Genomic DNA, 21246 nt, shown 5'->3' on the forward strand with positions numbered 1-21246 from the left:
GACCCGATGAAAGGAAGCTTAAACTGTGAAGCAATAGACGGGTCAACGACAACATCCGGGTTCACACCATAAAAAAACGGCCACCCTGAGGTGGCCGTCATCGACAGCAAGAGAGACTCGCGGGATCAGAGGCCGGCGGCTTCCAGATGCTCCACCAACAACTGCACGCTGCGGTTGCCACGCCACTCGTTGACGTCGAGCCGGTAGACCAGCCGCACCCGCTTCACCGAAGCATCGGGCCAGCGCTGCAAGTCGACGCCAAAGGCGATGGCATCCACCGCGTGGCCGGAATCCGTGGTCAGCATCATCTTGAGGTGCTTCTCCCCCACCAGCCGCTGCTGCACCAGCACGAACTCGCCGTCAAACAGCGGCTCGGGGAAGGCCTGACCCCAGGGGCCGGAGGCGCGAATAAGCTCCGCCAGCTCGAGGGTGAGCTCGTCCGGCAGCAGTTCGCCATCGGTGAGCAGCACCCCGGTCAAGAGCTCAGGGGTCACCAGCTCGCCGATGACCGCCTCAAAAGCCCGTCCGAAGGCCTCGATATTGGCCTTGGGCAGGGTCAACCCGGCCGCCATGGCGTGGCCGCCAAACTTGCCCATCAAGCCGGGGTGGCGGGTATCGAGCAGTTCCAGCGCATCGCGCAGGTGCACCCCCGGGATGGAGCGCCCGGATCCCTTGAGCTCGGTCTCGCTGCTCTCGGCAAAGGCGATGACCGGGCGGTAGTACTTCTCCTTCACCTTGGAGGCCACCAGCCCCACCACCCCCTGATGCCACTCGTTTCGGTGCAGCACGATGCCGGAGGGCACCTCGCCGTCACGAAAACGGATCTGCTCCAAAGTGGCGAGCGCCTCCTGCTGCATCCCCTGCTCGATCTCCTTGCGCTCCTGGTTGAGGCTGTCCATTTCGGAGGCGAACTGGCGCGCCAGGTTGATGTCGTCACAGAGCAGACAGGCGACCCCGAGGGACATGTCATCGAGCCGGCCCACCGCGTTGAGGCGCGGCCCCAGCGCAAAGCCGAGATCGGCAGCGCACAGGCGACGACCGTCGCGGCCCGACACATCCACCAGCGCCTGGATGCCGGGGCGACAACGGCCGGCCCGGATCCGCTGCAAACCCTGATGAACCAGGATGCGGTTGTTGCCATCCAGCGCCACCACGTCGGCCACGGTGCCGAGGGCCACCAGATCCAGGTAATCCGCCACGTTGGGGGCGCGCAGCCCCTGGCGCTCATACCAGCCGCTCTGTCGCAGATGGGTGTTGAGGGCCGCCATCAGATAGAAGGCGACCCCGACCCCGGCCAGGGACTTGGAGGGGAAGTCGCAGCCATGCTGGTTGGGGTTCACTATCGCGTCAGCGTCAGGCAGCTCCTGACCCGGCAAATGGTGATCGGTAACCAGTACCTGCATGCCTGCCGCCTTGGCCGCCGCCACCCCTGCGATGCTGGAGATGCCGTTGTCCACCGTGATCAGGAACTCGGCGCCACGGGCCACCGCCAGCTCGACGATCTCCGGGGTGAGGCCATAGCCGAACTCGAAGCGGTTGGGCACCAGAAAATCGATGTGACGACCACCCATGGCGCGCAAAGCCAGCACGCACAGGGCCGAGCTGGTGGCGCCGTCGCAGTCAAAGTCACCGACGATGAGAATGCGTTTTTGCGCCGTCAGCGCCTCGGCCAGCAGCGGCACCGCCTGCGCCATGCCGAACAGACGTTGGGGCGGCAGCAGCTGGTTGGCGCTGCGCTCCAGCAGGGCAGGGTCTTCGACCCCGCGGCTGGCGAAGATCTGGCGAAGCAGCGGGTGCAGGGTGGCGGGCAGATGGGAATCATCCACGCGCGGACGACGACGGATTAGCAGGGGCATTGATGTGATCCAGTATCTTGAGCAGTTGTTCAGGGCTCTGGTAACCGCGCACCAGGTCGCCATTTGGCAGGACCCAGCTCGGTGACGCCTTGATCCCGAGCCATTGGCTCAGGCCGATATGATGGGCAAGGATCGCATTACAGCCGCTCTCAGGCAAACGATCGCTGAAGTTGAGTTCGCGCAGCAGCCCGGGATCGCACCAGCTAGCCTGATCCGAGGCGGCGACAGGCGCAGGCAGCAGTTGCACGCTCACGCCCCTCGCCTGCAAGCGGGGCAATTCCTCCAGCGCGATGCGGCAAGGACCGCAGGCGAGATCGGTAAACAGGGTGAGGCGGTGGCGTTCAGGGGTGGCCTTGAGCCAGAGCCGGGCCTCCCCTATCTGGGAGAGCGCCAACCTGCGTTGCTGCTGCTGGCTGAGCCGGGTGAGGTTTCTCATGTCGTGGGCCAGATCCAGCATGGAGCCCTGCAGCACATAGTCTCCCCTGGCATCGCTGTAGAGCAGTCCCTGGGCCGTGCCCAGCAGATAGAGGCCCGGCATGGGGGTCTCGTCCACCAGGTAGACCTGCACACCGAGGCGCTGCTCTATGGTCTGTTTCAACACATGGGGGTCCATCCCCGCGCTGGCCGCAAAAGCGCACAGCAGCATCATTCCCAGCAGTAAATATCGCATCAGCTCATTCACTTGGCATGATTGAAGGGTCTCATAAGGTAACCCAGACAATTCCCTCTCCCAAAGACCTTAATTAGTGATCGATTAATAACGTCCGCAAGAAAAAATCACGGGATGACAGGTTGCCAATCGGGCTTGAGCCCCGCAAGCTAATCAGGACGACGGGAGACATCTTTAGTCATCCCTCTGTTTTGCTGATGTTTTATTATTCAAATCGACGTACGCTCAGGTGGCACGTCGTCCATTTCTAGGGGGAAAAATGAGTCTGATTCAAGAGTTCAAGGCCTTTGCATCCAGGGGCAATGTGATCGACATGGCGGTCGGTATCATCATAGGTGCCGCCTTTGGCAAGATTGTCTCCTCCTTCGTGGGAGACGTGATCATGCCCCCCATCGGGCTGATCCTGGGGGGCGTGGATTTCAGCGATCTCGCCGTGACCCTGAAGGCCGCCGAAGGGGATGCCCCTGCCGTGGTCATCGCCTACGGCAAGTTCATCCAGACCTGTATCGACTTCCTGATCATCTCCTTCGCCATCTTCATGGGGCTCAAGGCCATCAACACCCTGAAGAAGAAGCAGGAAGAGGAAGCCGCTGCCCCGGCCGGCCCCACCAAGGATCAGGAGCTGCTGACCGAGATCCGCGACTTGCTGAAATCCCAGCAGGGGAAATAACCGTTTCCTCCCTGTCGTGTGCTGAAAAAAAACCGCCTTCGGGCGGTTTTTTGTTGCAAGGCAGGTGAGGCGATCAGGCTCTGGGGTGGTGCTGGCCGTGCAGTGCCTTGAGCCGCTCGTTGGCCACGTGGGTATAAATCTGGGTGGTGGAGAGATCCGCGTGGCCCAGCAGCATCTGCACCACTCGCAGATCGGCGCCGTGATTGAGCAGGTGGGTGGCGAAGGCGTGACGCAGGGTGTGGGGGGAGAGTTCCCCCCTGATGCCGGCTCTCAGGGCATAGAGCTTGATGCGGTGCCAAAAGGTCTGGCGGGTCATCATCCGGGCCCGCTTGGAGGGGAACACCACGTCCGAGCTGGTGCCACCCAGCAGCAGGGTGCGCCCCTCCCGGTAGTAGCGCTCCAGCCAGTGCACCGCCTCCTCCCCCATGGGCACCAGGCGCTCCTTGTTGCCCTTGCCCACCACCCGCACCAGCCCCTGGCGCAGGCTGACGTGTTCGGCGGTCAGCCCCACCAGCTCGGACACCCGCAGCCCGGTGGCGTAGAGCAGCTCAAGCATTGCCTTGTCCCGCAGCTCCAGCGGGTCGTCCACCAGGGGCGCTTGCAGCAGCGCCTCCACCTCGGCTTCGCTCAGATCCGATGGCAGTTTTTTGGGGAGCTTTGGCCCCTCCAGCAGCACGGTGGGATCGTCGCTGCGCAGCTTCTCGCGATTGAGGTACTGGTAGAAGCGGCGCAGGGCCGAGAGGAAACGGGCCGTGCTGCTGGCCGCGAACTGATGGTCCACCCGCCAGGCGAGGTAGTGCTGGATGTCGTCCAGCCCCGCCAGCAGCAGGGAACCGCCTTGCTCATCGAGCCAGAGGGCAAATTTTTCCAGGTCGGTGCGATAGGAGCTGACCGTGTTGTCGGAGAGCCCCCGCTCCAGCCAGAGGGCGTCGAGAAACGGCTCGATCAGGGGATGGGATTCTGCTTTGCTCATGGTGCGCCGCGCTCAGGGAAACAGGTCGCCATTGTAACGTGCCGACCCACCCGGGCCGCAAGGCAAGGCTGCACATCCCCTCAGGCGGTGAAGAGCCCGGCGCAATCTGCTAGACTGGCGCCCTCCCCCCGGGCGCCGCTGTGCCGGTCACGCCCCTTGCCGACTGCGATCAAGAGAAGAGCGATGAAGATAGGTTTGTTTTATGGCTCCACCACCTGCTACACCGAGATGGCCGCCGAGAAGATCCGCGCCCTCATCGGCCCCGAGCTGGTCGATCTCCACAACATCAAGGATGTGCCCCTCGCCCGCATGCAGGAGTACGACATCCTGATCCTGGGCATCTCCACCTGGGACTTCGGCGAGCTGCAGGAGGACTGGGAATCCCGCTGGGAAGACATCGCCGACCTGCATCTGGAGGGACGCATCATCGCCCTGTTTGGCATGGGCGATCAGCTTGGCTATGGGGAGTGGTATCAGGATGCCCTCGGCCTGCTGCACGATCAGCTGGTCCCCAAGGAGGTCAAGCTGGTGGGCTACTGGCCCAACGAGGGGTACGAGTTTGACGCCTCCAAGGCGCTCATCGACGATGGCCGCCACTTCGTCGGGCTGGCCCTCGATGACGCCAACCAGTACGACCAGACCGAATCCCGTATCGAGCAGTGGGTCGACCAGATCCTGAGCGAGATCCACGAACTGCTCTGACCCTGGCCGCCTGGATGTTCGACGACGCCAGCCAATGGGCGACCAGACCGACCCCGTATCGAGCAGTGGGTCCACCAGATCCTGAGCGAGATCCACGAACTGCTCTGACCTTGATCGCCTGGATGTTCGACGACGCCAGCCAATGGACGACCAGATCGACCCGCATCGAGCAGTGGGTCGACCTCATATCAAGCGAGCGCCATGAGCGGCGCCAACCTCCCCTGTCGGTAGCCTGCGCTCGGGCTGCCGGGCGCATAAATCGCACCGATTTTCTCGTTCGGTATCATCGGCTGACGCTATAGCGACTTTTTGCTTCTGGTCTGCAACAATGAGGTCGACACCCCATAACAACACAACGCCGGGTGTCGGAAGCAAACGGACAGACCAGAAAAGGATATTCTATGACTTCATTCTCCCTGTTGGCCCCCGCCATCGCCCGCGACGTGCTCGATCACGCGCTGGCACTCGGGGCCGATTTCGCCGAGCTGTTTGTGGAGCGCAAGCGCCGCAGCCAGCTCAGCCTGCTCTCCAGCCAGATAGAGAACATCAGCGGTGGTCTCGACTTCGGTATCGGCGTTCGCCTGTGCTACGGCCACAAGGTGCTCTACGGCTACACCAACCTGGCCGATCGCAACGAGCTCTTGCGCATCGTTACCCTGCTGGCGGCCAAGGACAGGCGTGACCCCGTGGTCACCGCCACTGCCTTTGACTTCACCCGCCTGACCGACCGCAACCCGATCGCTCTGCCGCTGTCGGCCGACAAGCTGCTGGAGCAGAAGATCGCCTACCTGCATGCCATGGACGCTGCGGCCCGCGCCGAGAGCGACAAGGTGAGCCAGTTCTCGGGCAACGTGCTCGGCTGGGAGCAGGAGGTGGAGATCTTCAACAGCGAAGGGGTGCAGGTGAGCGATCGCCGCCACTACAACCGCATCATGGCCCAGACCATCGCCCTGGACGGGGGCGAGCAGAGCGTAGGTTATGAAGCCCCCGGTGCCATGAAGGGATGGGAGCATGCCGAGAGCATCGATCCCCGCGAGCTGGCTCTCACCGCCACCCGCCAGGCACTGGTGAAACTGGGAGCCGCCCCCTGCCCGAGCGGCAAGCTGCCGGTCATCATGGAGAGCGGCTTTGGCGGCGTCATCTTCCACGAGGCGTGCGGTCACCTGCTGGAGACCACCTCGGTGGCCAAGAAGGCATCCGTGTTCCACGACAAGATGGGCCAGCTCATCGCCAACCCCGCGGTCAGCGCGGTGGACGAGGGCTTGCAGGGCAACGCCTGGGGCTCCATCAACGTCGATGACGAGGGGATGGCGACCCAGCACACCCAGCTCATCAAGGACGGCGTGCTGACCGGCTTCCTGGTGGACAGAATGGGGGCCCTTCGCACCGGCTACGCCCGCACCGGTTCCGGGCGCCGGGAATCCTACAAGTTCGCCCCCGCCTCCCGCATGCGCAACACCTATATCGAACCGGGCAACTACAGCCTTGACGACATGCTGGCAACCGTGGAGCACGGCATCTATGCCAAGCGGATGGGGGGTGGCTCTGTGCAGCCCGGTACCGGCGAGTTCAACTTCAACGTGCAGGAGGCCTACCTCATCGAGGGGGGCAGGATCACCCGGCCCCTCAAGTCGGCCACCCTGATCGGCACCGGCCCGCAGGTATTGAAGGAGATCTCCATGGTGGGGCGCGATCTGGCCCTCTCCGCCGGCATGTGCGGCTCGGTCTCCGGATCCATTCCCGCCTCGGTCGGCCAGCCACCGCTCAAGGTTGACAGCATTCTGGTCGGAGGGAACGCCTGATGAACATCCATGACACTCTATGCGGTTCCATCTCCCGCCTCATTCGCGTTTCAGTCGGCCAGCCGCCGCTCAAGGTTGACAATATCCTGGTCGGAGGGAACGCCTGATGAGCCAACTCGACATGAACCAACTGCTTGTCCGTCTGCTGGACCAGGTCGCCGATCTGGGTGCCGAGGCAGACGTCATTGCCAATCAGGAGAAGGCCTTCTCCCTCAAGGCCGACAAGGGCGAACTCAGTGAATACAAGGTCACCAGCAGCCAGCAGATCGGCATTCGGCTGATAAAAGAGGGCCGGGTCGGCATCGCCTATTCCGAGTCCCTCGACGCGTCGGCCCTGGACGCAATGGTGCAGGATGCGCTCGATGCGAGCCGCTTCGCCAAGGTGGACCCGGATCAGCGCATCACAGTGCAGCAGAGCAGGCTCATCACCGACTGCGCCGAGATACATCAGGCCGACACCACGGCGGTGGAAGAGAAGATCGCCCTGACCCTGCGCCTCGAGTCCGACATGCTGGCCCTGCCGGACGTGACCGGCGCCCCCTACAACGGCTTCTTCGAGGGGGAGAGCCGCCTCTGGCTTGCCAACAGCCAGGGCAGCATCTGTGAACATCAGGAATTCAGCGTCGGCTGCCACAGCTCCGCTCTCATCGAGCGGGAGGGCCGCCAGTCCATGCACTACCAGGGACAGTACGCACGGCGCTTCGACGAGTTGGAGAGCCAGCCTCTCATCCGCCAGATCCACGCCGTGGCCGATGGCCTGCTGATGGGTGAGGCGGTGCCAAGCGGTCGCTACAGCGTCATCTTCAGCACCCACTGCTTTGCCAGCCTGTTTGGCTGCTTCCAGTCCGCACTGTCTGGCAAGTGGGCCCAGCAGGGGATCAACCCCTGGCGCGACAAGCTGGGCCAAAGCGTGGCTTCTCGCTGGCTCACCCTGGAGAGTCGTGCCTATATGCCGGGGGGCATGAAGATCAAGGCGTTTGACGGCGAAGGGGCCGCCACTTCGGATCTCCTGCTCATCGGCGAGGGGGAGCTCAAGACCCTGCTGCACAACAGCGCCACCGCCCGCCACTTCGGCGTGACAAGCAACGGTGCAGCCGCCCGCAGTGCCCGCAGTGCCCTGGACGTGGCCCCTCGTCACCTGGTGTTCGGGCTCGGCCCCCACGGCGAGGCCGAGGTACAAAGCGGTGAGTACCTGGAGCTGGTCAAGCTGGACGGCCTGCACTCCGGGGCCGATGCGGTGAGCGGCGACTTCTCGTTCGGCGCCTCCGGCTTCCTCTGCCGAAATGGCGAGCGCGTGGCACCGGTACGCGGCATCACGGTGGCGGGCAACTTCTATCGTCTGCTCGGGGAGCTGGAAGCGGTCGGCAACCAGCTGCATCACGACGATGGCAAGGACTTCTATGCCCCGCTGATCCGCTTTGGCGGGCTCAGCATTGCCGGCAAATAAGAGGGGGAGCCTTACTCGGCTCCTCCCCCTTCAAGCGGCGCCATCAGGCGCCGCTTTTTTTATCCATGGCGCCCCCCGACAGCCACTTCTAACCTCAAAGAGCCACCGACCGCGTTGGCCGGGAACTCTGGAGAATACGACGATGGACAACACCCTGGTCTGGGCCGATATTCCGACACGGGATCTGGATCGCGCCATGGACTTTTACTCGGCCCTGCTCGATGTGCAGGTCACCCCCATCCAGGAAGAGACCATGCGCTTTGCCATGCTGCGCCACGACGGCAGCAACGCGGCGGCCTGTCTCGGCCCCATGGACAAATATCACCAGCCCGGCGGTGCCGGTCCCCTCATCTATCTCTCCCTCGGTGACAGGCTGCAGGAGGCGGAGCTGCTGGTCCCCCGGCTCGGCGGGCGGGTGCTGGAGCCTCTGCACAGCATCGGCAGCGGTCATGGCTCCCGGGTCATCATCGAGGATACCGAAGGCAACTGGCTGGCCCTCTATGCCCCACCAGCCAGCTGACGTCCGGATACACAGAAACAACAACGGCGACCTGATGGTCGCCGTTGTTGTTTAACTGCACTTGCCGGCCATTACGCCTCTGGATTGAGGCGGGTCGGGATGCCGGTACGCTGTTCCAGCACCTGCTTGACCACGTTGGAATCGCTGTCAGCATGGGCGATGAAGCGGGTGGTAGCCGGGGTCATGGGCAGCGGCACGGAGGCGGTGGAGTTGAACTCTTCCTCGGTGCGCGACAGCGGCTCGTGCACTTCCATGTAGCGACCGCCATCCGGCTCGACCGTGGTCTTGACCGGCTGGTTGACGAACTGGACGCGGGTGCCGACCGGCACGTGATCGAACAGGTACTTGATGTCGTCGGCGCGCAGGCGCACGCAGCCGCTGCTCACCCGCAAACCGATGCCGAAGGTGGCGTTGGTGCCGTGGATGGCGTACAGGTTGCCGATGTAGAGCGCGTGCAGGCCCATGGGGTTGTCCGGGCCGGCCGGCCAGACCGCGGGCAGGGTCTTGCCCTGGGCGGCGTAGCGGCGACGGATATTCTCGGTCGGGGTCCAGGTCGGGTTGGCACGCTTGCGCTCAACCTTGGTGATCCAGTTCTCCGGGGTGTTGACCCCGAGCTGGCCGATGCCGATGGGCAGCACATGCACCACGTTCTTGCCCTTCGGGTAGTAGTAGAGACGCATCTCCGCCACGTTGATGACGATCCCTTCGCGGGGAGCGTTGGGCAGGATCAGCTGATGGGGAATGATCAGCGTGCTGCCCGCCTTGGGCAAGTAGGGGTCGACGCCCGGGTTGGCTTCCATGATGTTGGTCAGACCCAGCTGGAAGTCGGAGGCGATCTGCTCCAGCGGACGGTTGTCTGCGGGCACCACGTATTCCTGGTTCTCACCGATCAGGCGGCTGTTGGCTGCAGGCAGCGGGTATTCAACGGCGGCGGCCTGCTGGCTGACCAGCGCCAGCGTACATAAAAGAGCCGAAGCGGCAATGCGAAGGGGATTCATAAAATTCCTGTATGGTTTCCTGTTCCTGTGGGCCTTTGCCCTGCTCATCATCGGTCTCTTGTGGGCCCGTCACCGGGGACCAACAACCGAGCGCGCATTCTTTCCCGAGCAGGGCAAAATTTCAACTTGGAGATGGTCTTTTTCGCCGAAAAGATCCATTTCACTGCCAACTCGGGGGCATCTTTCACCCCTTGCACTCTAGCAACCCCAGTCTGAGCGTAAAATGAACATGGCGCAGGCATGTCAAGGCCGTCCCAAATTGCATGACGAGGCGGTCACGAGTACAATCTCGCACCCCGTATATCCGGAGTATCGAGTCACCTCCTGCTCCGATGTACCCCCATCGGATGGCCGTGCGTCGAAGACGGTCGCGCCACCGATGAACCCACACGACGCCATCAGGTGGCGCCGTCCTGATTTGCAATCAGATAAAAGAGTCCAACATGTTCAGACCAGAATTGCTCTCCCCTGCCGGGACCCTCAAGAACATGCGCTACGCCTATGCCTATGGCGCAGACGCCGTCTATGCGGGCCAGCCGCGCTACAGCCTGCGGGTGCGCAACAACGAATTCGATCACGAGAATCTGCAGCTCGGCATCAACGAGGCCCATGCCCTCGGCAAGCAGTTCTATGTGGTGGCCAACATCCAGCCCCACAACTCCAAGCTCAAGACCTTCATCCGCGACATGCGCCCCGTGGTGGATATGAAGCCGGATGCACTCATCATGTCCGACCCCGGCCTCATCATGATGATGCGCGAAGCCTTCCCCGACATGCCTATCCACCTCTCGGTGCAGGCCAACGCGGTCAACTGGGCCACGGTGAAGTTCTGGCATCAGATGGGCCTGACCCGTGCCATCCTCTCCCGCGAGCTGTCTCTCGACGAGATCGAGGAGATCCGCATGCAGGTGCCGGAGATGGAACTGGAGGTCTTCGTCCACGGGGCGCTGTGCATGGCCTACTCCGGCCGCTGCCTGCTCTCCGGCTACATCAACAAGCGTGACCCCAATCAGGGCACCTGCACCAACTCCTGCCGCTGGGAGTACAAGGTGCACGAGGGCAAGGAAGATGACGTGGGCCAGATCGTCCACCGCCAGGAGCCCATCGCCGTGCAAAAGGTGGATCCGACCCTGGGCGCAGGCAAGCCGACCGATGCCCTGGTGCTGCTGGAAGAGTCCAACCGCCCGGGCGAGTTCATGACCGCGTTTGAAGACGAGCACGGCACCTACATCATGAACTCCAAGGATCTGCGCGCCGTCGAGCACGTCGAGCGCCTGACCAAAATGGGCGTTCATTCGCTGAAAATCGAAGGCCGTACCAAGTCCTTCTACTATTGCGCCCGTACCGCCCAGGTCTATCGCAAGGCCATCGACGATGCGGTGGCTGGCCGTCCATTCGATCCGACCCTGATGGGCACCCTCGAGAACCTGGCCCACCGCGGCTACACCGAGGGCTTCCTGCGCCGTCACAACCACAGCGAATACCAGAACTACGACTACGGTTACTCCGTCTCCGACACCCAGCAGTTCGTCGGCGAGATCACAGGTCGCAACGGTGACATGGTCGAGGTCGAGGTGAAGAACAAGTTCCTGCTGGGCAACAGCCTGGAGCTGATGACCCCCCAGGGCAACCTCAGCTTCAACCTGGAGCAGATGCAAAACCGCAAGGGTGAGCTCATCGACACCGCGCCGGGCAACGGCCATGTGGTTTACGTGCCGGTTCCCAAGGAGATCGACGTGAATTACGGCATCCTGCTGCGCAACCTCGGCGAGCGCGAGGATACCCGTCAACCTCACTCGGCGGCCTGAGATGGCACTGCTCATCACCGACAAGTGCATCAACTGTGACATGTGCGATCCGGAGTGTCCGAACCAGGCCATCGCCCTGGGAAGCAAGATCTACGAGATAGACCCGGATCGCTGCACCGAATGCGTCGGCCACTATGAGAAGCCCACCTGCATCAGCGTCTGCCCTATCGACTGCATCATCTGGGATCCCGCCCATGTGGAGACCGAAGATCAGTTGATGGAAAAGTTCGTGCGGATGCACAGGCAGTAGCTGTAGCACCTGCATCAGCGTCTGCGCCCTATCGACTGCATCCTCCGGAATCCCGTCCATAGGGTGGAAACCGAAGATCAGCGGATGGAGAAGTTTGTGCGGATGCACAGGCAGTCAGCGTCTGACACTCGTGGTGTGCATTATCCAGAAATAGAAAAAGCCGGGCATGCCCCAATGCTGTTCAGATAAGCACTTTTTTGACTGATTATTCATAAATTGGATTTGAGTTGAGGGGGCAAGGCTGTGTCCAGTCGATCTTCCTCCAGCCTTTATCCAGCGGGGCTTGCAATAGAAAGAGGGAGGCATCATGCCTCCCTCGATTTTTTGTCCTGATACTACGTGGACTGGAACTCAAATTCTCTTAAGTGAACAGCATTGCGGGCATGCCCGGCTTTTTCTATTGCGCTGCCCTTCCCTCAGGATTTGACCAGTTTTTGCAGCGCCTCGAGTTCGCGCTGGGCTTCCAGCAACTCGGCCTGGGACTCCTCCAGCTTGGACTGCTTCTTGGCAATCTTGTCCGGCTTGCCCGATACCCGTGCACTCTGCAACTCGGCCAGCCGCTCTTCCACTTCTTCCCTCTGCTTGACCACCTTGCGTTGCTGCTCCTCAAGGAGCCCGGCATCGGTACAATGGGCCTCCAGGTTGCGCAGTGCCCGCTCAAGGCCGGCTACCTGCTCCTGGTTGTTGTGCGCCCTGGCGAACGCAAGCTGATCCGTCACGGCCTGCTGTCTGGCCTTGCAGCCGATGTTTTCACTACCATAGGCTTGTCCGGCCAACAACAATAAGCCTATTCCGGCGATCTTCCACATAACAACCTCTTTGTTCTGTCATACTGGATGGCCGTCCATGAGACCTGACTCCCTGTGTGAGGTCAAGACACACGGGGCCGGGCTACGACAGAGTGTGCTCTGCATCATGCCGGGCCGCTTTCGCCAAAGCTACAATGGCCCTTTCAATCAGGAGAGCCACATGACCCAACACATTCTCATCATTGCCAACGGCGCCCCCTATGGCAGCGAGTCCCTGTTCAATGCCCTGCGCCTCGGCATCGCCCTCAAAGAGGAGGGAAAGGTAGACCTCAACCTCTTCCTGATGTCGGATGCCGTCACTGCGGCTCTGGCCGGGCAGGCTCCGGCCGAGGGCTACAACCTGCGCCAGATGCTGGAGATACTGCTGGCTCAGGGCACCCGGATCCGGCTTTGCAAGAGCTGCACCGATGCGCGCGGCATCACCCCGCTACCCCTTGTCGAGGGCATAGAGATAGGCACCCTCCCCTTGCTGGCCCAATGGACTCTGGCCGCCGACAAGGTGCTGACCTTCTAGCCGTCAGGGCCCGGCCCGGACCAGTGCTGGGCGCGAGGTCCGGGTACTCAGACCATAGAGCATCAGGATCACCAGGCAGAGCAGCGCCATCAGGGCGTAAAGCCAGCTCCCGCCCCAATGGGCCAGCACCCAGCCTCCCAGCAAGGCCCCCATGGCCACCCCGAGTCCGGAGATGGAGGCCGCCCCGAAATAGCTCCCCTTCAAATGACCAGGTGCCATCTGATCGATCAGCACATTGAGCAAGGGGAAGAGGATGCACTCCCCGACGCTCAGGAGGATCACCGCCACTATCCAGTGCCACCAGATGGCGGTATCCCCCAGCGCAAACTGCAACTGGGCGCCGAGAAAGAGCGCCACCCCGAGTTGCAGCTTGCGCCGCGTGGACCAGCGGGCAGTCAGGTGCAGCAGGGGGAACTGCAGCATCACTATGGTCAGCGCATTGGTCGTCACCAGCCAGCCGATGAGCCGCTCCACCTCCGGCGTCCCCGCGCGGGTCAGATACTGGATGAGGGGCGACTCGAACTGGGCATAGACCAGCATCAGCAGCAGATTGGCCATGATCAGCAGCAGAAACCCCCTGTCCTGCCAGAGCACCCGCAGCACGGCACGCATGCCGGGCCCGGCCGCTTGGCTGGTGTGGCAACCTGCCAGCCTGAACCCGATGACAAAGACGATGCCAAGCAGCAGATAGCTGGCACTGAGCAACAGGAAGGTCTCCTGACGCGCGCTCAGGCCATAGGTGACGCCGAGCAGAGGACCGATGGCCGCCCCCAGGTTGAGCAGAAAATAACGCAGGTGCAGCGCCAGCTCACGGGCTTTGGGCTCGGCCAGATTGTCGGCCATCAGTGCCTTGCCCGGTGAGTCGATGAGACCGTAGGAGAGTCCGCTGCCGATCACCCCGAGTGCCAGCCAGCCCACCTGGTGGGAGAGGCCGAGCAGGGCCACGCTGGCGGCGGAAACCAGGCAGCCGAACAGCAGGATGTTGCGCCGCCCCCATTTGTCCGAGAGCCAGCCGCCATAGAAGCTGACAAGAGTGGAAAGCGCCGCCGTGGCCCCCAGGATGGCGCCTATCAGGGTCGCCGAAAGTCCGTAGTCACGGTAGAGCAGGATGGAGAGAAAGGGCCAGACCATGAAGAAGGTGGTACGCACCATGAAAGTGCCCAGGATGACGATCCAGACCAGGGAAGGAAACTGCCTGAGGTAGGCCCATGACATGCTGCAATTCCTTTTGCCAACGAAGCGGGGTCGTCCCTTATATCAAGGGGCGCCAAAAGGAACAAGGAGACAATCTGCGCCATGCCGGGCGACAGGCACAAAAAAGCCGACCCAAGGGTCGGCTCTTTCACATACGGCAGCCTTATTCGGCAGCCGGCTCTTCGACGGCAACGGCAGCAGGAGCAGCAGCCGCTTCGGTCGGTGCGTTCGCTTCCTTGATGGAGAGACGCACACGGCCCTGACGGTCCACTTCCAGTACCTTCACCTTCACCACGTCACCGATTTTCAGGAAGTCGGCCACGTTCTGCACGCGGGCATCGGTGATCTGGGAGATGTGCACCAGACCGTCTTTACCCGGCAGGATGTTGACGAAGGCGCCGAAGTCAGCCAGGCGCACGACCTTGCCTTCGTAGATGCGGTTCACTTCGATCTCGGCGGTGATGGCCTCGATGCGGCGGATCGCTTCCATGGCGGCTTCGTTGGCCACGGCGGAGATGCGAACGGTACCGTCATCATCCAGCTCGATGTTGGTGCCGGTCTCTTCGGTCAGTGCACGGATCACGGAACCACCCTTGCCGATCACGTCCTTGATCTTCTCAGGATTGATCTTGATGGTGTGGATACGCGGTGCGAAATCGGAGATCTGAGCACGGGGAGCCTGGATAGCTTCGTCCATCACTTTCAGGATGTGCAGACGAGCGCCACGAGCTTGCTTCAGGGCAATCTCCATGATCTCTTTGGTGATGCCTTCGATCTTGATGTCCATTTGCAGCGCGGTCACACCTTCGCTGGTACCGGCTACCTTGAAGTCCATGTCGCCCAGGTGATCTTCGTCACCCAGGATGTCGGACAGCACGACGAAACCTTCTTCTTCCTTCACCAGACCCATGGCGATACCGGCAACGGAGGCCTTGATCGGCACACCGGCATCCATCAGCGCCAGGGAGGAACCACAGACAGACGCCATGGAGGAGGAGCCGTTGGATTCGGTGATTTCAGAGACCACGCGCACCACGTACGGGAACTCGGCGGCGCTCGGCATCACGGCAGCAACGCCACGCTTGGCCAGACGGCCGTGACCGATTTCACGACGCTTCGGGCTGCCCATCATGCCGGTCTCGCCGACGCAGTAGGGCGGGAAGTTGTAGTGCAGCATGAAGCGATCGGCGCGGTTGCCGGTCAGCTCGTCGATGTTCTGGGCGTCACGCTCGGTACCCAGCGTGGCCACCACGATGGCCTGGGTTTCACCACGGGTGAACAGGGCAGAACCGTGGGCACGGGGCAGGATGCCGGTACCGACGGAGAGGGCGCGGATCATTTCCGGATCGCGACCGTCGATACGCGGCTCACCACGTACGACGCGACCACGGACGATGCGGCTCTCCAGGCTGTGGAACTCTTCGCCGATCTTCTTGGCATCTTCTTCCACGCCGGATGCGATGACTTGCTCGACCACGCGGCCCTTGATGGCAGCGATGGTTTCGTAGCGAACAGCCTTCTCGGTGATGCGGTAGGCTTCACCCAGCTCAGCTGTGGCCAGTTCGGCAACTTTGGCTTTCAGCGCTTCGTTGACGGCAGGCGGGGTCCAGTCCCAGGGCTTGGTACCGACGTCGGCAGCGAATTCATTGATGGCGCTGATCACGGTCTGCATCTGCTCGTGACCGTAGACCACGGCGCCCAGCATCACCTCTTCGGAGAGGATGGCCGCTTCGGATTCCACCATCAGCACCGCATTGGCAGTACCGGCAACCACCAGATCCAGATCGCTCTGGGGCAGTTCGGTGGTGGTCGGGTTCAGCACGTACTGGCCGTTCATGTAACCCACGCGGGCTGCACCGATCGGGCCGCCGAACGGGATGCCGGAGATGGCCAGGGCCGCGGAGGCACCGATCATTGCAACGATGTCGGGAGAAACGGCCGGGTTCACGGACATGACGGTGGCAACCACCTGAACCTCATTGAGGAAGCCTTCCGGGAACAGCGGACGGATGGGACGGTCGATCAGACGGGAGATGAGGGTCTCACCCTCGCTCGGACGGCCTTCACGACGGAAGAAACCACCCGGGATACGACCAGCAGCATAGGTACGCTCCTGATAGTTGACGGTCAGCGGGAAGAAATCACGGCCGTGATCGGCCTCTTTCTTGCCAACGACAGTCACGAAGACACAGGTATCGTCCATGCTGACCATGACGGCCGCAGTGGCTTGACGGGCCATCACACCGGTTTCCAGTGTGACGGTGTGTTGACCGTACTGGAATGACTTTACAATAGGATTCACGTGAATTTCCTTTTAACAATTTGGCGCTTTAAATTCGCGTGCAAGTATACTTGATTCGCATCAAAAGGTAAGCGCGGACGTCAATTCTGTGAGGCAGGCAACGGCCTGCATCCTGTTTGAAACTGGCAATAAAAAAGGGGAACCTCGCGGTTCCCCTTTTTTGCGAAATCTGATGGTCGATTAACGACGCAGACCCAGCTTGGCGATCAGAGCAGCGTAGCGCTGAACGTCTTTACGCTTCAGGTAGTCCAGCAGCTTACGACGCTGGGAAACCATGCGCAGCAGACCGCGACGACCGTGGTGATCCTTGGCGTGCTCCTTGAAGTGACCTTGCAGATGGTTGATCTGGGCAGTCAGCAGGGCAACTTGCACTTCGGGGGAACCGGTGTCGTTGGCGCCACGAGCGTTGTCGGCAACGATTTGAGCTTTGATCTCAGCATTTAGAGACATGGTATTACTCCAGTAGAGTGTTTAAAGGTTCACAGCCAATCTCTAATTCAGCCGTGAAATGAGGGCAGTATCATAATCGTCCCCGCCCCTTTTCGCAACGGGAAAGACGCGTGACAGACCGATACCGCCTGAGGATCACTCCTCGTCGTGGTAGCGAACCAGACGCTTGGGCGCCACGCGCCCCTCGTCATCGATCTCGCCAACCCCGATGAATTCGCGCTCCGGGCCAACTGTCATGCGGACCTGGCCACTTTGGGGGCTACCTGCCACCTGCACGGCCTGACCCTGGTTCACATAGGCGGCCACGGCGACCAGCATGTTCACCTCGGGCAGGGAGGCCACGGCGGTGTCCATCGGCAGCAACAGGGGATCCAGCTGCTCCCGTGGCGGAATGCTTTCGGCCTTGGCCTGCTCGAAGATACACTCGAGCTGCTCCAGGGTCAGCATCCGCTCGTAGGGGTAGCTCGCCACCTGGGTGCGACGCAGCTGGGTGACGTGAGCGCCACAGCCCAGCACTTCCCCCAGATCGTCCACCAGGGAGCGGATATAGGTACCCTTGCTGCAATGCACTTCCAGCTTCACCTCGTCCCCCTCGAAGCCGAGCAGCTTGAGTTCGAAGATGGTGATGGGACGGGCTTCCCGCTCGATCTCGATCCCTTCACGGGCATATTCGTAGAGCGGGCGGCCGTTGTGCTTGAGGGCGGAGTACATGGACGGCACCTGCATGATGGGGCCGCGGAACTGGTCCAGCGCCTCGATCAGGGTGCCCACGGCCACGTTCACCGGACGGGTGGAGACCACCTCGCCGTCGGAGTCGCTGGTATTAGTGCGCTCGCCCAGCTTGGCGGTCACCTCATAGCGCTTGTCCGCTTCCAGCAGATACTGGGAGAACTTGGTGGCCTCCCCGAGGCAGATCGGCAACATGCCGGTGGCCAGGGGGTCCAGGGCGCCGGTATGGCCAGCCTTGGCGGCGTTGTAGATCCGCTTGACCTTCTGCAACACATCGTTGGAAGTCAGGCCGGTCGGTTTGTCCAGCAGCAGGATGCCGTGTACGTCACGGCCTTTGAAACGACGTCTACGAGACATCTCAGGCGTTATCCTCAGTCGTGTCATCCGGTGCGGATTGCTCTTCGTCACGACCGGCTTCAGTCATGCGACGCTTGTCTTCACGCACAGTGTTGGTCACCAGGTTGGAGAGGCGCATCCCCTCGACCAGGGTCTGGTCGTAGTAGAAACGCAGCTCGGGCACCACCCGCAGACGCATGGCGCTACCCAGAAGGCTGCGGATGTAACCGGCAGCCTCGGTCAGGCCCTTGAGCCCTTCCTTGATGCGCTCGGCGTCATTCTCCAGTTGCAAGAAGGTGACATAAACCTTGGCATAGTTGAGGTCCTTGGAGACCTCCACGTCGGAGACGGTCACCATGCCGATGCGCGGGTCTTTCACCTCGCGCTGCAGGATCAGCGCGATTTCACGCTGGATCTGCTGTCCGACCCGACGGGTCCGGCTGAATTCTCTGGCCATATTCTATCCTGCGATAAAAGGGGGCCGCGGCCCCCTATTTTGTCTAACGCTCGGCTTACAGAGTCCGTTGAATTTCAACAGTCTCGTACACCTCGATCTGGTCGCCTTCGCGCACGTCGTTGTAGTTCTTGACCGCGATACCACACTCGTAGCCGTTGCGAACTTCGTTGACGTCATCCTTGAAGCGGCGCAGGGATTCCAGCTCGCCTTCATAGATAACCACGTTGTCACGCAGAACGCGAATGCGGTTGGAACGCTTGACCACACCTTCGGTAACCATACAGCCAGCAACGGCGCCGAACTTCGGCGACTTGAAGACGCTACGCACTTCAGCCAGACCGATGATCTCCTGACGATACTCGGGGGCCAGCTTGCCGCTCATGGCCTGCTTCACTTCGTCGATCAGGTCATAGATCACGGAGTAGTAACGCAGATCCAGGCTCTCGGATTCGATGACCTTGCGCGCAGAAGCGTCGGCACGGACGTTGAAGCCCACCAGGATGGCGCTGGAAGCCGCGGCCAGGGTCGCGTCGGTTTCGGTGATGCCACCTACGCCGGAACCCACGATCTTCACCTTCACTTCGTCGGTGGAGAGTTTGACCAGCGCATCGCAGATCGCTTCCACAGAGCCTTGTACATCGGCCTTGATCACCACGTTCACTTCGGACACTTCGCCCTCGGTCATGTTGGCAAACATGTTTTCCAGCTTGGCCTTCTGCTGGCGAGCCAGCTTGACTTCGCGGAACTTGCCCTGACGGTAGAGCGCCACTTCACGGGCTTTCTTCTCGTCACGCACGACCGTGGCTTCGTCACCGGCAGAGGGAACGCCGGACAGACCCAGAATTTCCACTGGCAGAGAGGGACCGGCTTCCTTGATCTCGCGACCCAGTTCGTCACGCATGGCGCGAACCCGGCCGTACTCAAGACCACACAGAACGATGTCGCCCTGACGCAGAGTACCTTCCTGTACCAGCACGGTGGCAACCGGACCACGACCTTTATCCAGGAAGGATTCGATCACGACGCCGTTGGCCATGCCGTCAACCACCGCTTTCAGCTCCAGGACTTCGGCCTGGATCAGGATGGCTTCCAGCAGGTCGTCGATGCCTTCGCCAGACTTGGCGGAGACGTGCACGAACTGGCAATCGCCACCCCAGTCTTCGGACATGACGTTGTAACGGGCCAGCTCGGTCTTGACGCGATCCGGATCCGCTTCAGGCTTGTCGATCTTGTTCACCGCAACAACCAGCGGCACACCGGCCGCCTTGGCATGCTGGATAGCTTCGATGGTTTGCGGCATCACACCGTCGTCAGCTGCAACAACCAGCACAACGATGTCGGTCGCCTTGGCACCGCGAGCACGCATGGAGGTAAACGCCGCGTGACCCGGGGTATCCAGGAAGGTGATCATCCCGCTGTCGGTCTGTACATGGTACGCACCGATGTGCTGGGTAATGCCACCGGCTTCGCCCGCCGCGACCTTGGCTTTACGGATGTAGTCCAGCAGCGAGGTCTTGCCGTGGTCGACGTGACCCATGATGGTCACGACCGGCGCACGCGGCTTGGCTTCGGAGGTCTCGTCACGATCGCTAAGTACCGCCTCTTCCAGCTCGTTCTCACGGCGCAGCACTACCTTGTGACCCATCTCCTCGGCGACCAGCTGAGCGGTCTCCTGGTCGATCACCTGGTTGATGGTGGCCATGGCACCCATCTTCATCATCACCTTGATGACTTCAACGCCCTTGACGGCCATCTTGTTGGCGAGCTCCGCCACTGTGATGGTCTCGCCGATGACGACGTCACGGTTGACCACAACAGCCGGCTTGTTGAAGCCGTGTTTCATGGCGTTCGGCATGGCCATCTTGCCACGCTTGCCTTTGCGGGCACGGGGATCGCGGGAGTTGCGGTCATTGCGGTCGTCTTCGCGACGGCCGACTTTCTTCGGCGCCTTGGCAGCGGCAGCCGTGCGACGGCTGGTCTCTTCCTTACGATCCAACTCATCTTCGGCCGCTTGCGCGTGCTTGTTGGTGGTCAGATGGTAATCGCTGCTCTCTTTGGCGCGAGCCGCTTCTTCTTCAGCCCAGCGGGCCGCATTCTGTTCCGCCATGATGCGAGCCTCTTCGGCTTTCTTCGCGGCGAGTTCTTCAGCTTTTTGCAAAGCTGTCTGTTCCTGTTGGCGCTTCAGTTCTTCTGCTTCGCGCTTGGCCATCTTTTCTGCCTCTTGCTGAGCTGTGCTACCGGCTGCTTTGGCGGGCTGTTGAGCCTGTCGAGCCTTCTGTTGTGCCTCGATCCGCGCCTTTTCCTCAGCTTCACGACGAGCCTGCTCAGCCTCACGGCGAGCCTTCTCTTCAGCGTCGAGGCGGGCCTTCTCTTCGGCCTCGCGACGAGCTTTTTCTTCTGCTTCCAAACGCGCTGTTTCCTCGGCTTCCGCCTGGCGCTGTTCATCTTCCAGCGCCGAGCGTCTTACATAGGTGCGAGACTTGCGCACTTCTACCTGCACTTCCTTGTTCTTGCCACCAGTCCCCTGAACACTCAGGGTGCTCTTGGTCTTGCGCTGCAAGGTCATGCGAGCAGGTGCGGTGACCTCGTCACCTCCATGCTGTTTCTTCAGATGTGCCAGCAGAGTCTGTTTCTCAGACTCGCTGACCATGTCGTCGGCCTTGCTCTTCACGATGCCGGCATCGACAAACTGCTGGAGAAGACGATCAACCGGCGTGTCGATGTCAGTGGCAAGTTGCTTAACTGATACTTCTGCCATT

At 61.5% G+C, this 21246-nt stretch carries 19 protein-coding genes and 1 pseudogene; 9 read left to right on the top strand and 11 right to left on the bottom strand.

What is annotated here, in order from left to right:
• Positions 1-125: 125 nt before the first annotated feature.
• A complete protein-coding gene (recJ, locus tag J9892_RS01400) occupies positions 126-1856 on the bottom strand; it encodes a single-stranded-DNA-specific exonuclease RecJ (RefSeq protein ID WP_048207086.1) in 1731 nt (576 codons plus the stop codon).
• Positions 1819-2526 (bottom strand): disulfide isomerase DsbC N-terminal domain-containing protein, encoded by a 708-nt coding sequence (locus J9892_RS01405; RefSeq protein ID WP_210537936.1) that lies wholly within the window; start codon positions 2524-2526, stop codon positions 1819-1821. The genes recJ and J9892_RS01405 overlap by 38 nt, the downstream gene beginning before the upstream one ends.
• 259 nt (positions 2527-2785) lie before the next feature.
• Between J9892_RS01405 and mscL the strand changes: the two genes are divergently transcribed.
• The gene (mscL, locus tag J9892_RS01410) at positions 2786-3196 is read left to right on the top strand and encodes a large-conductance mechanosensitive channel protein MscL (protein ID WP_010673746.1); all 411 of its coding nucleotides are present in this window, start codon (positions 2786-2788) and stop codon (positions 3194-3196) included.
• Positions 3197-3269: 73 nt separating this feature from the next.
• Here mscL and xerD read toward each other — a convergent pair whose 3' ends face one another.
• Positions 3270-4169: a site-specific tyrosine recombinase XerD gene (gene xerD / locus J9892_RS01415; RefSeq protein ID WP_042014490.1), complete on the bottom strand. Its 900-nt coding sequence runs from the start codon at positions 4167-4169 to the stop codon at positions 3270-3272.
• Between the two features lie 183 nt (positions 4170-4352).
• Here xerD and fldB point away from each other — a divergent pair, with 183 nt between their 5' ends.
• From fldB to J9892_RS01435, 4 genes are all read left to right on the top strand, one after another.
• Positions 4353-4871: a flavodoxin FldB gene (fldB, locus tag J9892_RS01420; protein ID WP_045525638.1), complete on the top strand. Its 519-nt coding sequence runs from the start codon at positions 4353-4355 to the stop codon at positions 4869-4871.
• A gap of 401 nt (positions 4872-5272) precedes the next feature.
• Positions 5273-6673, top strand: coding sequence for a TldD/PmbA family protein (locus J9892_RS01425; protein ID WP_045525639.1), 1401 nt, complete (start codon positions 5273-5275; stop codon positions 6671-6673).
• Positions 6674-6779: 106 nt separating this feature from the next.
• A complete protein-coding gene (locus J9892_RS01430) occupies positions 6780-8120 on the top strand; it encodes a metallopeptidase TldD-related protein (protein WP_210537937.1) in 1341 nt (446 codons plus the stop codon).
• 142 nt (positions 8121-8262) lie between these two features.
• Positions 8263-8640: a VOC family protein gene (locus J9892_RS01435; protein ID WP_010673739.1), complete on the top strand. Its 378-nt coding sequence runs from the start codon at positions 8263-8265 to the stop codon at positions 8638-8640.
• Positions 8641-8711: 71 nt separating this feature from the next.
• Here the strand turns inward: J9892_RS01435 and J9892_RS01440 are convergent, their stop codons facing one another.
• Complete coding sequence (locus J9892_RS01440; protein WP_010673738.1) at positions 8712-9638, bottom strand: L,D-transpeptidase family protein; 927 nt, start codon at positions 9636-9638, stop codon at positions 8712-8714.
• Between the two features lie 443 nt (positions 9639-10081).
• Between J9892_RS01440 and yegQ the strand changes: the two genes are divergently transcribed.
• From yegQ to J9892_RS25165, 3 genes and pseudogenes are all read left to right on the top strand, one after another.
• Positions 10082-11446 (top strand): tRNA 5-hydroxyuridine modification protein YegQ, encoded by a 1365-nt coding sequence (yegQ, locus tag J9892_RS01445; protein WP_010675357.1) that lies wholly within the window; start codon positions 10082-10084, stop codon positions 11444-11446.
• Between the two features lies 1 nt (position 11447).
• Positions 11448-11696 (top strand): YfhL family 4Fe-4S dicluster ferredoxin, encoded by a 249-nt coding sequence (locus J9892_RS01450; RefSeq protein WP_041212510.1) that lies wholly within the window; start codon positions 11448-11450, stop codon positions 11694-11696.
• 21 nt (positions 11697-11717) lie between these two features.
• Positions 11718-11810, top strand: a pseudogene (locus tag J9892_RS25165) (ferredoxin); the annotation flags it as partial.
• Positions 11811-12112: 302 nt separating this feature from the next.
• Here J9892_RS25165 and J9892_RS01455 read toward each other — a convergent pair.
• Positions 12113-12505 carry a DUF1090 domain-containing protein gene (locus J9892_RS01455; RefSeq protein ID WP_171864897.1) on the bottom strand — a complete coding sequence of 131 codons (393 nt, stop codon included), beginning with the start codon at positions 12503-12505 and terminating at the stop codon, positions 12113-12115.
• A gap of 160 nt (positions 12506-12665) precedes the next feature.
• Here J9892_RS01455 and J9892_RS01460 point away from each other — a divergent pair, with 160 nt between their 5' ends.
• On the top strand, positions 12666-13019 hold the full coding sequence (locus J9892_RS01460; RefSeq protein ID WP_010675361.1) for a DsrE/DsrF/TusD sulfur relay family protein: 354 nt from the start codon (positions 12666-12668) through the stop codon (positions 13017-13019).
• A gap of 3 nt (positions 13020-13022) precedes the next feature.
• Here the strand turns inward: J9892_RS01460 and J9892_RS01465 are convergent, their stop codons facing one another.
• The 6 genes from J9892_RS01465 to infB all read right to left on the bottom strand — a co-directional run bounded on the left by J9892_RS01465 (position 13023) and on the right by infB (position 21245).
• Positions 13023-14234, bottom strand: coding sequence for an MFS transporter (locus tag J9892_RS01465; RefSeq protein WP_042880137.1), 1212 nt, complete (start codon positions 14232-14234; stop codon positions 13023-13025).
• A 142-nt stretch (positions 14235-14376) separates the two neighbouring features.
• Entirely contained in the window at positions 14377-16515 is a 2139-nt protein-coding gene (pnp, locus tag J9892_RS01470) for a polyribonucleotide nucleotidyltransferase (protein WP_103243615.1), read from the bottom strand.
• 180 nt (positions 16516-16695) lie between these two features.
• Positions 16696-16965, bottom strand: a complete 270-nt coding sequence (rpsO, locus tag J9892_RS01475) for a 30S ribosomal protein S15 (protein ID WP_010675364.1) — start codon at positions 16963-16965, stop codon at positions 16696-16698.
• A gap of 135 nt (positions 16966-17100) precedes the next feature.
• On the bottom strand, positions 17101-18051 hold the full coding sequence (truB, locus tag J9892_RS01480) for a tRNA pseudouridine(55) synthase TruB (protein ID WP_010675365.1): 951 nt from the start codon (positions 18049-18051) through the stop codon (positions 17101-17103).
• A gap of 1 nt (position 18052) precedes the next feature.
• On the bottom strand, positions 18053-18487 hold the full coding sequence (rbfA, locus tag J9892_RS01485) for a 30S ribosome-binding factor RbfA (RefSeq protein ID WP_010675366.1): 435 nt from the start codon (positions 18485-18487) through the stop codon (positions 18053-18055).
• 55 nt (positions 18488-18542) lie between these two features.
• Positions 18543-21245, bottom strand: a complete 2703-nt coding sequence (gene infB, locus J9892_RS01490; protein ID WP_210537938.1) for a translation initiation factor IF-2 — start codon at positions 21243-21245, stop codon at positions 18543-18545.
• Position 21246: the final 1 nt, after the last annotated feature.

Origin of the sequence: Aeromonas sp. Prich7-2 (assembly GCF_017939255.1) — a bacterium.
GTDB classification, from domain to species: Bacteria; Pseudomonadota; Gammaproteobacteria; order Enterobacterales; family Aeromonadaceae; genus Aeromonas; species Aeromonas caviae.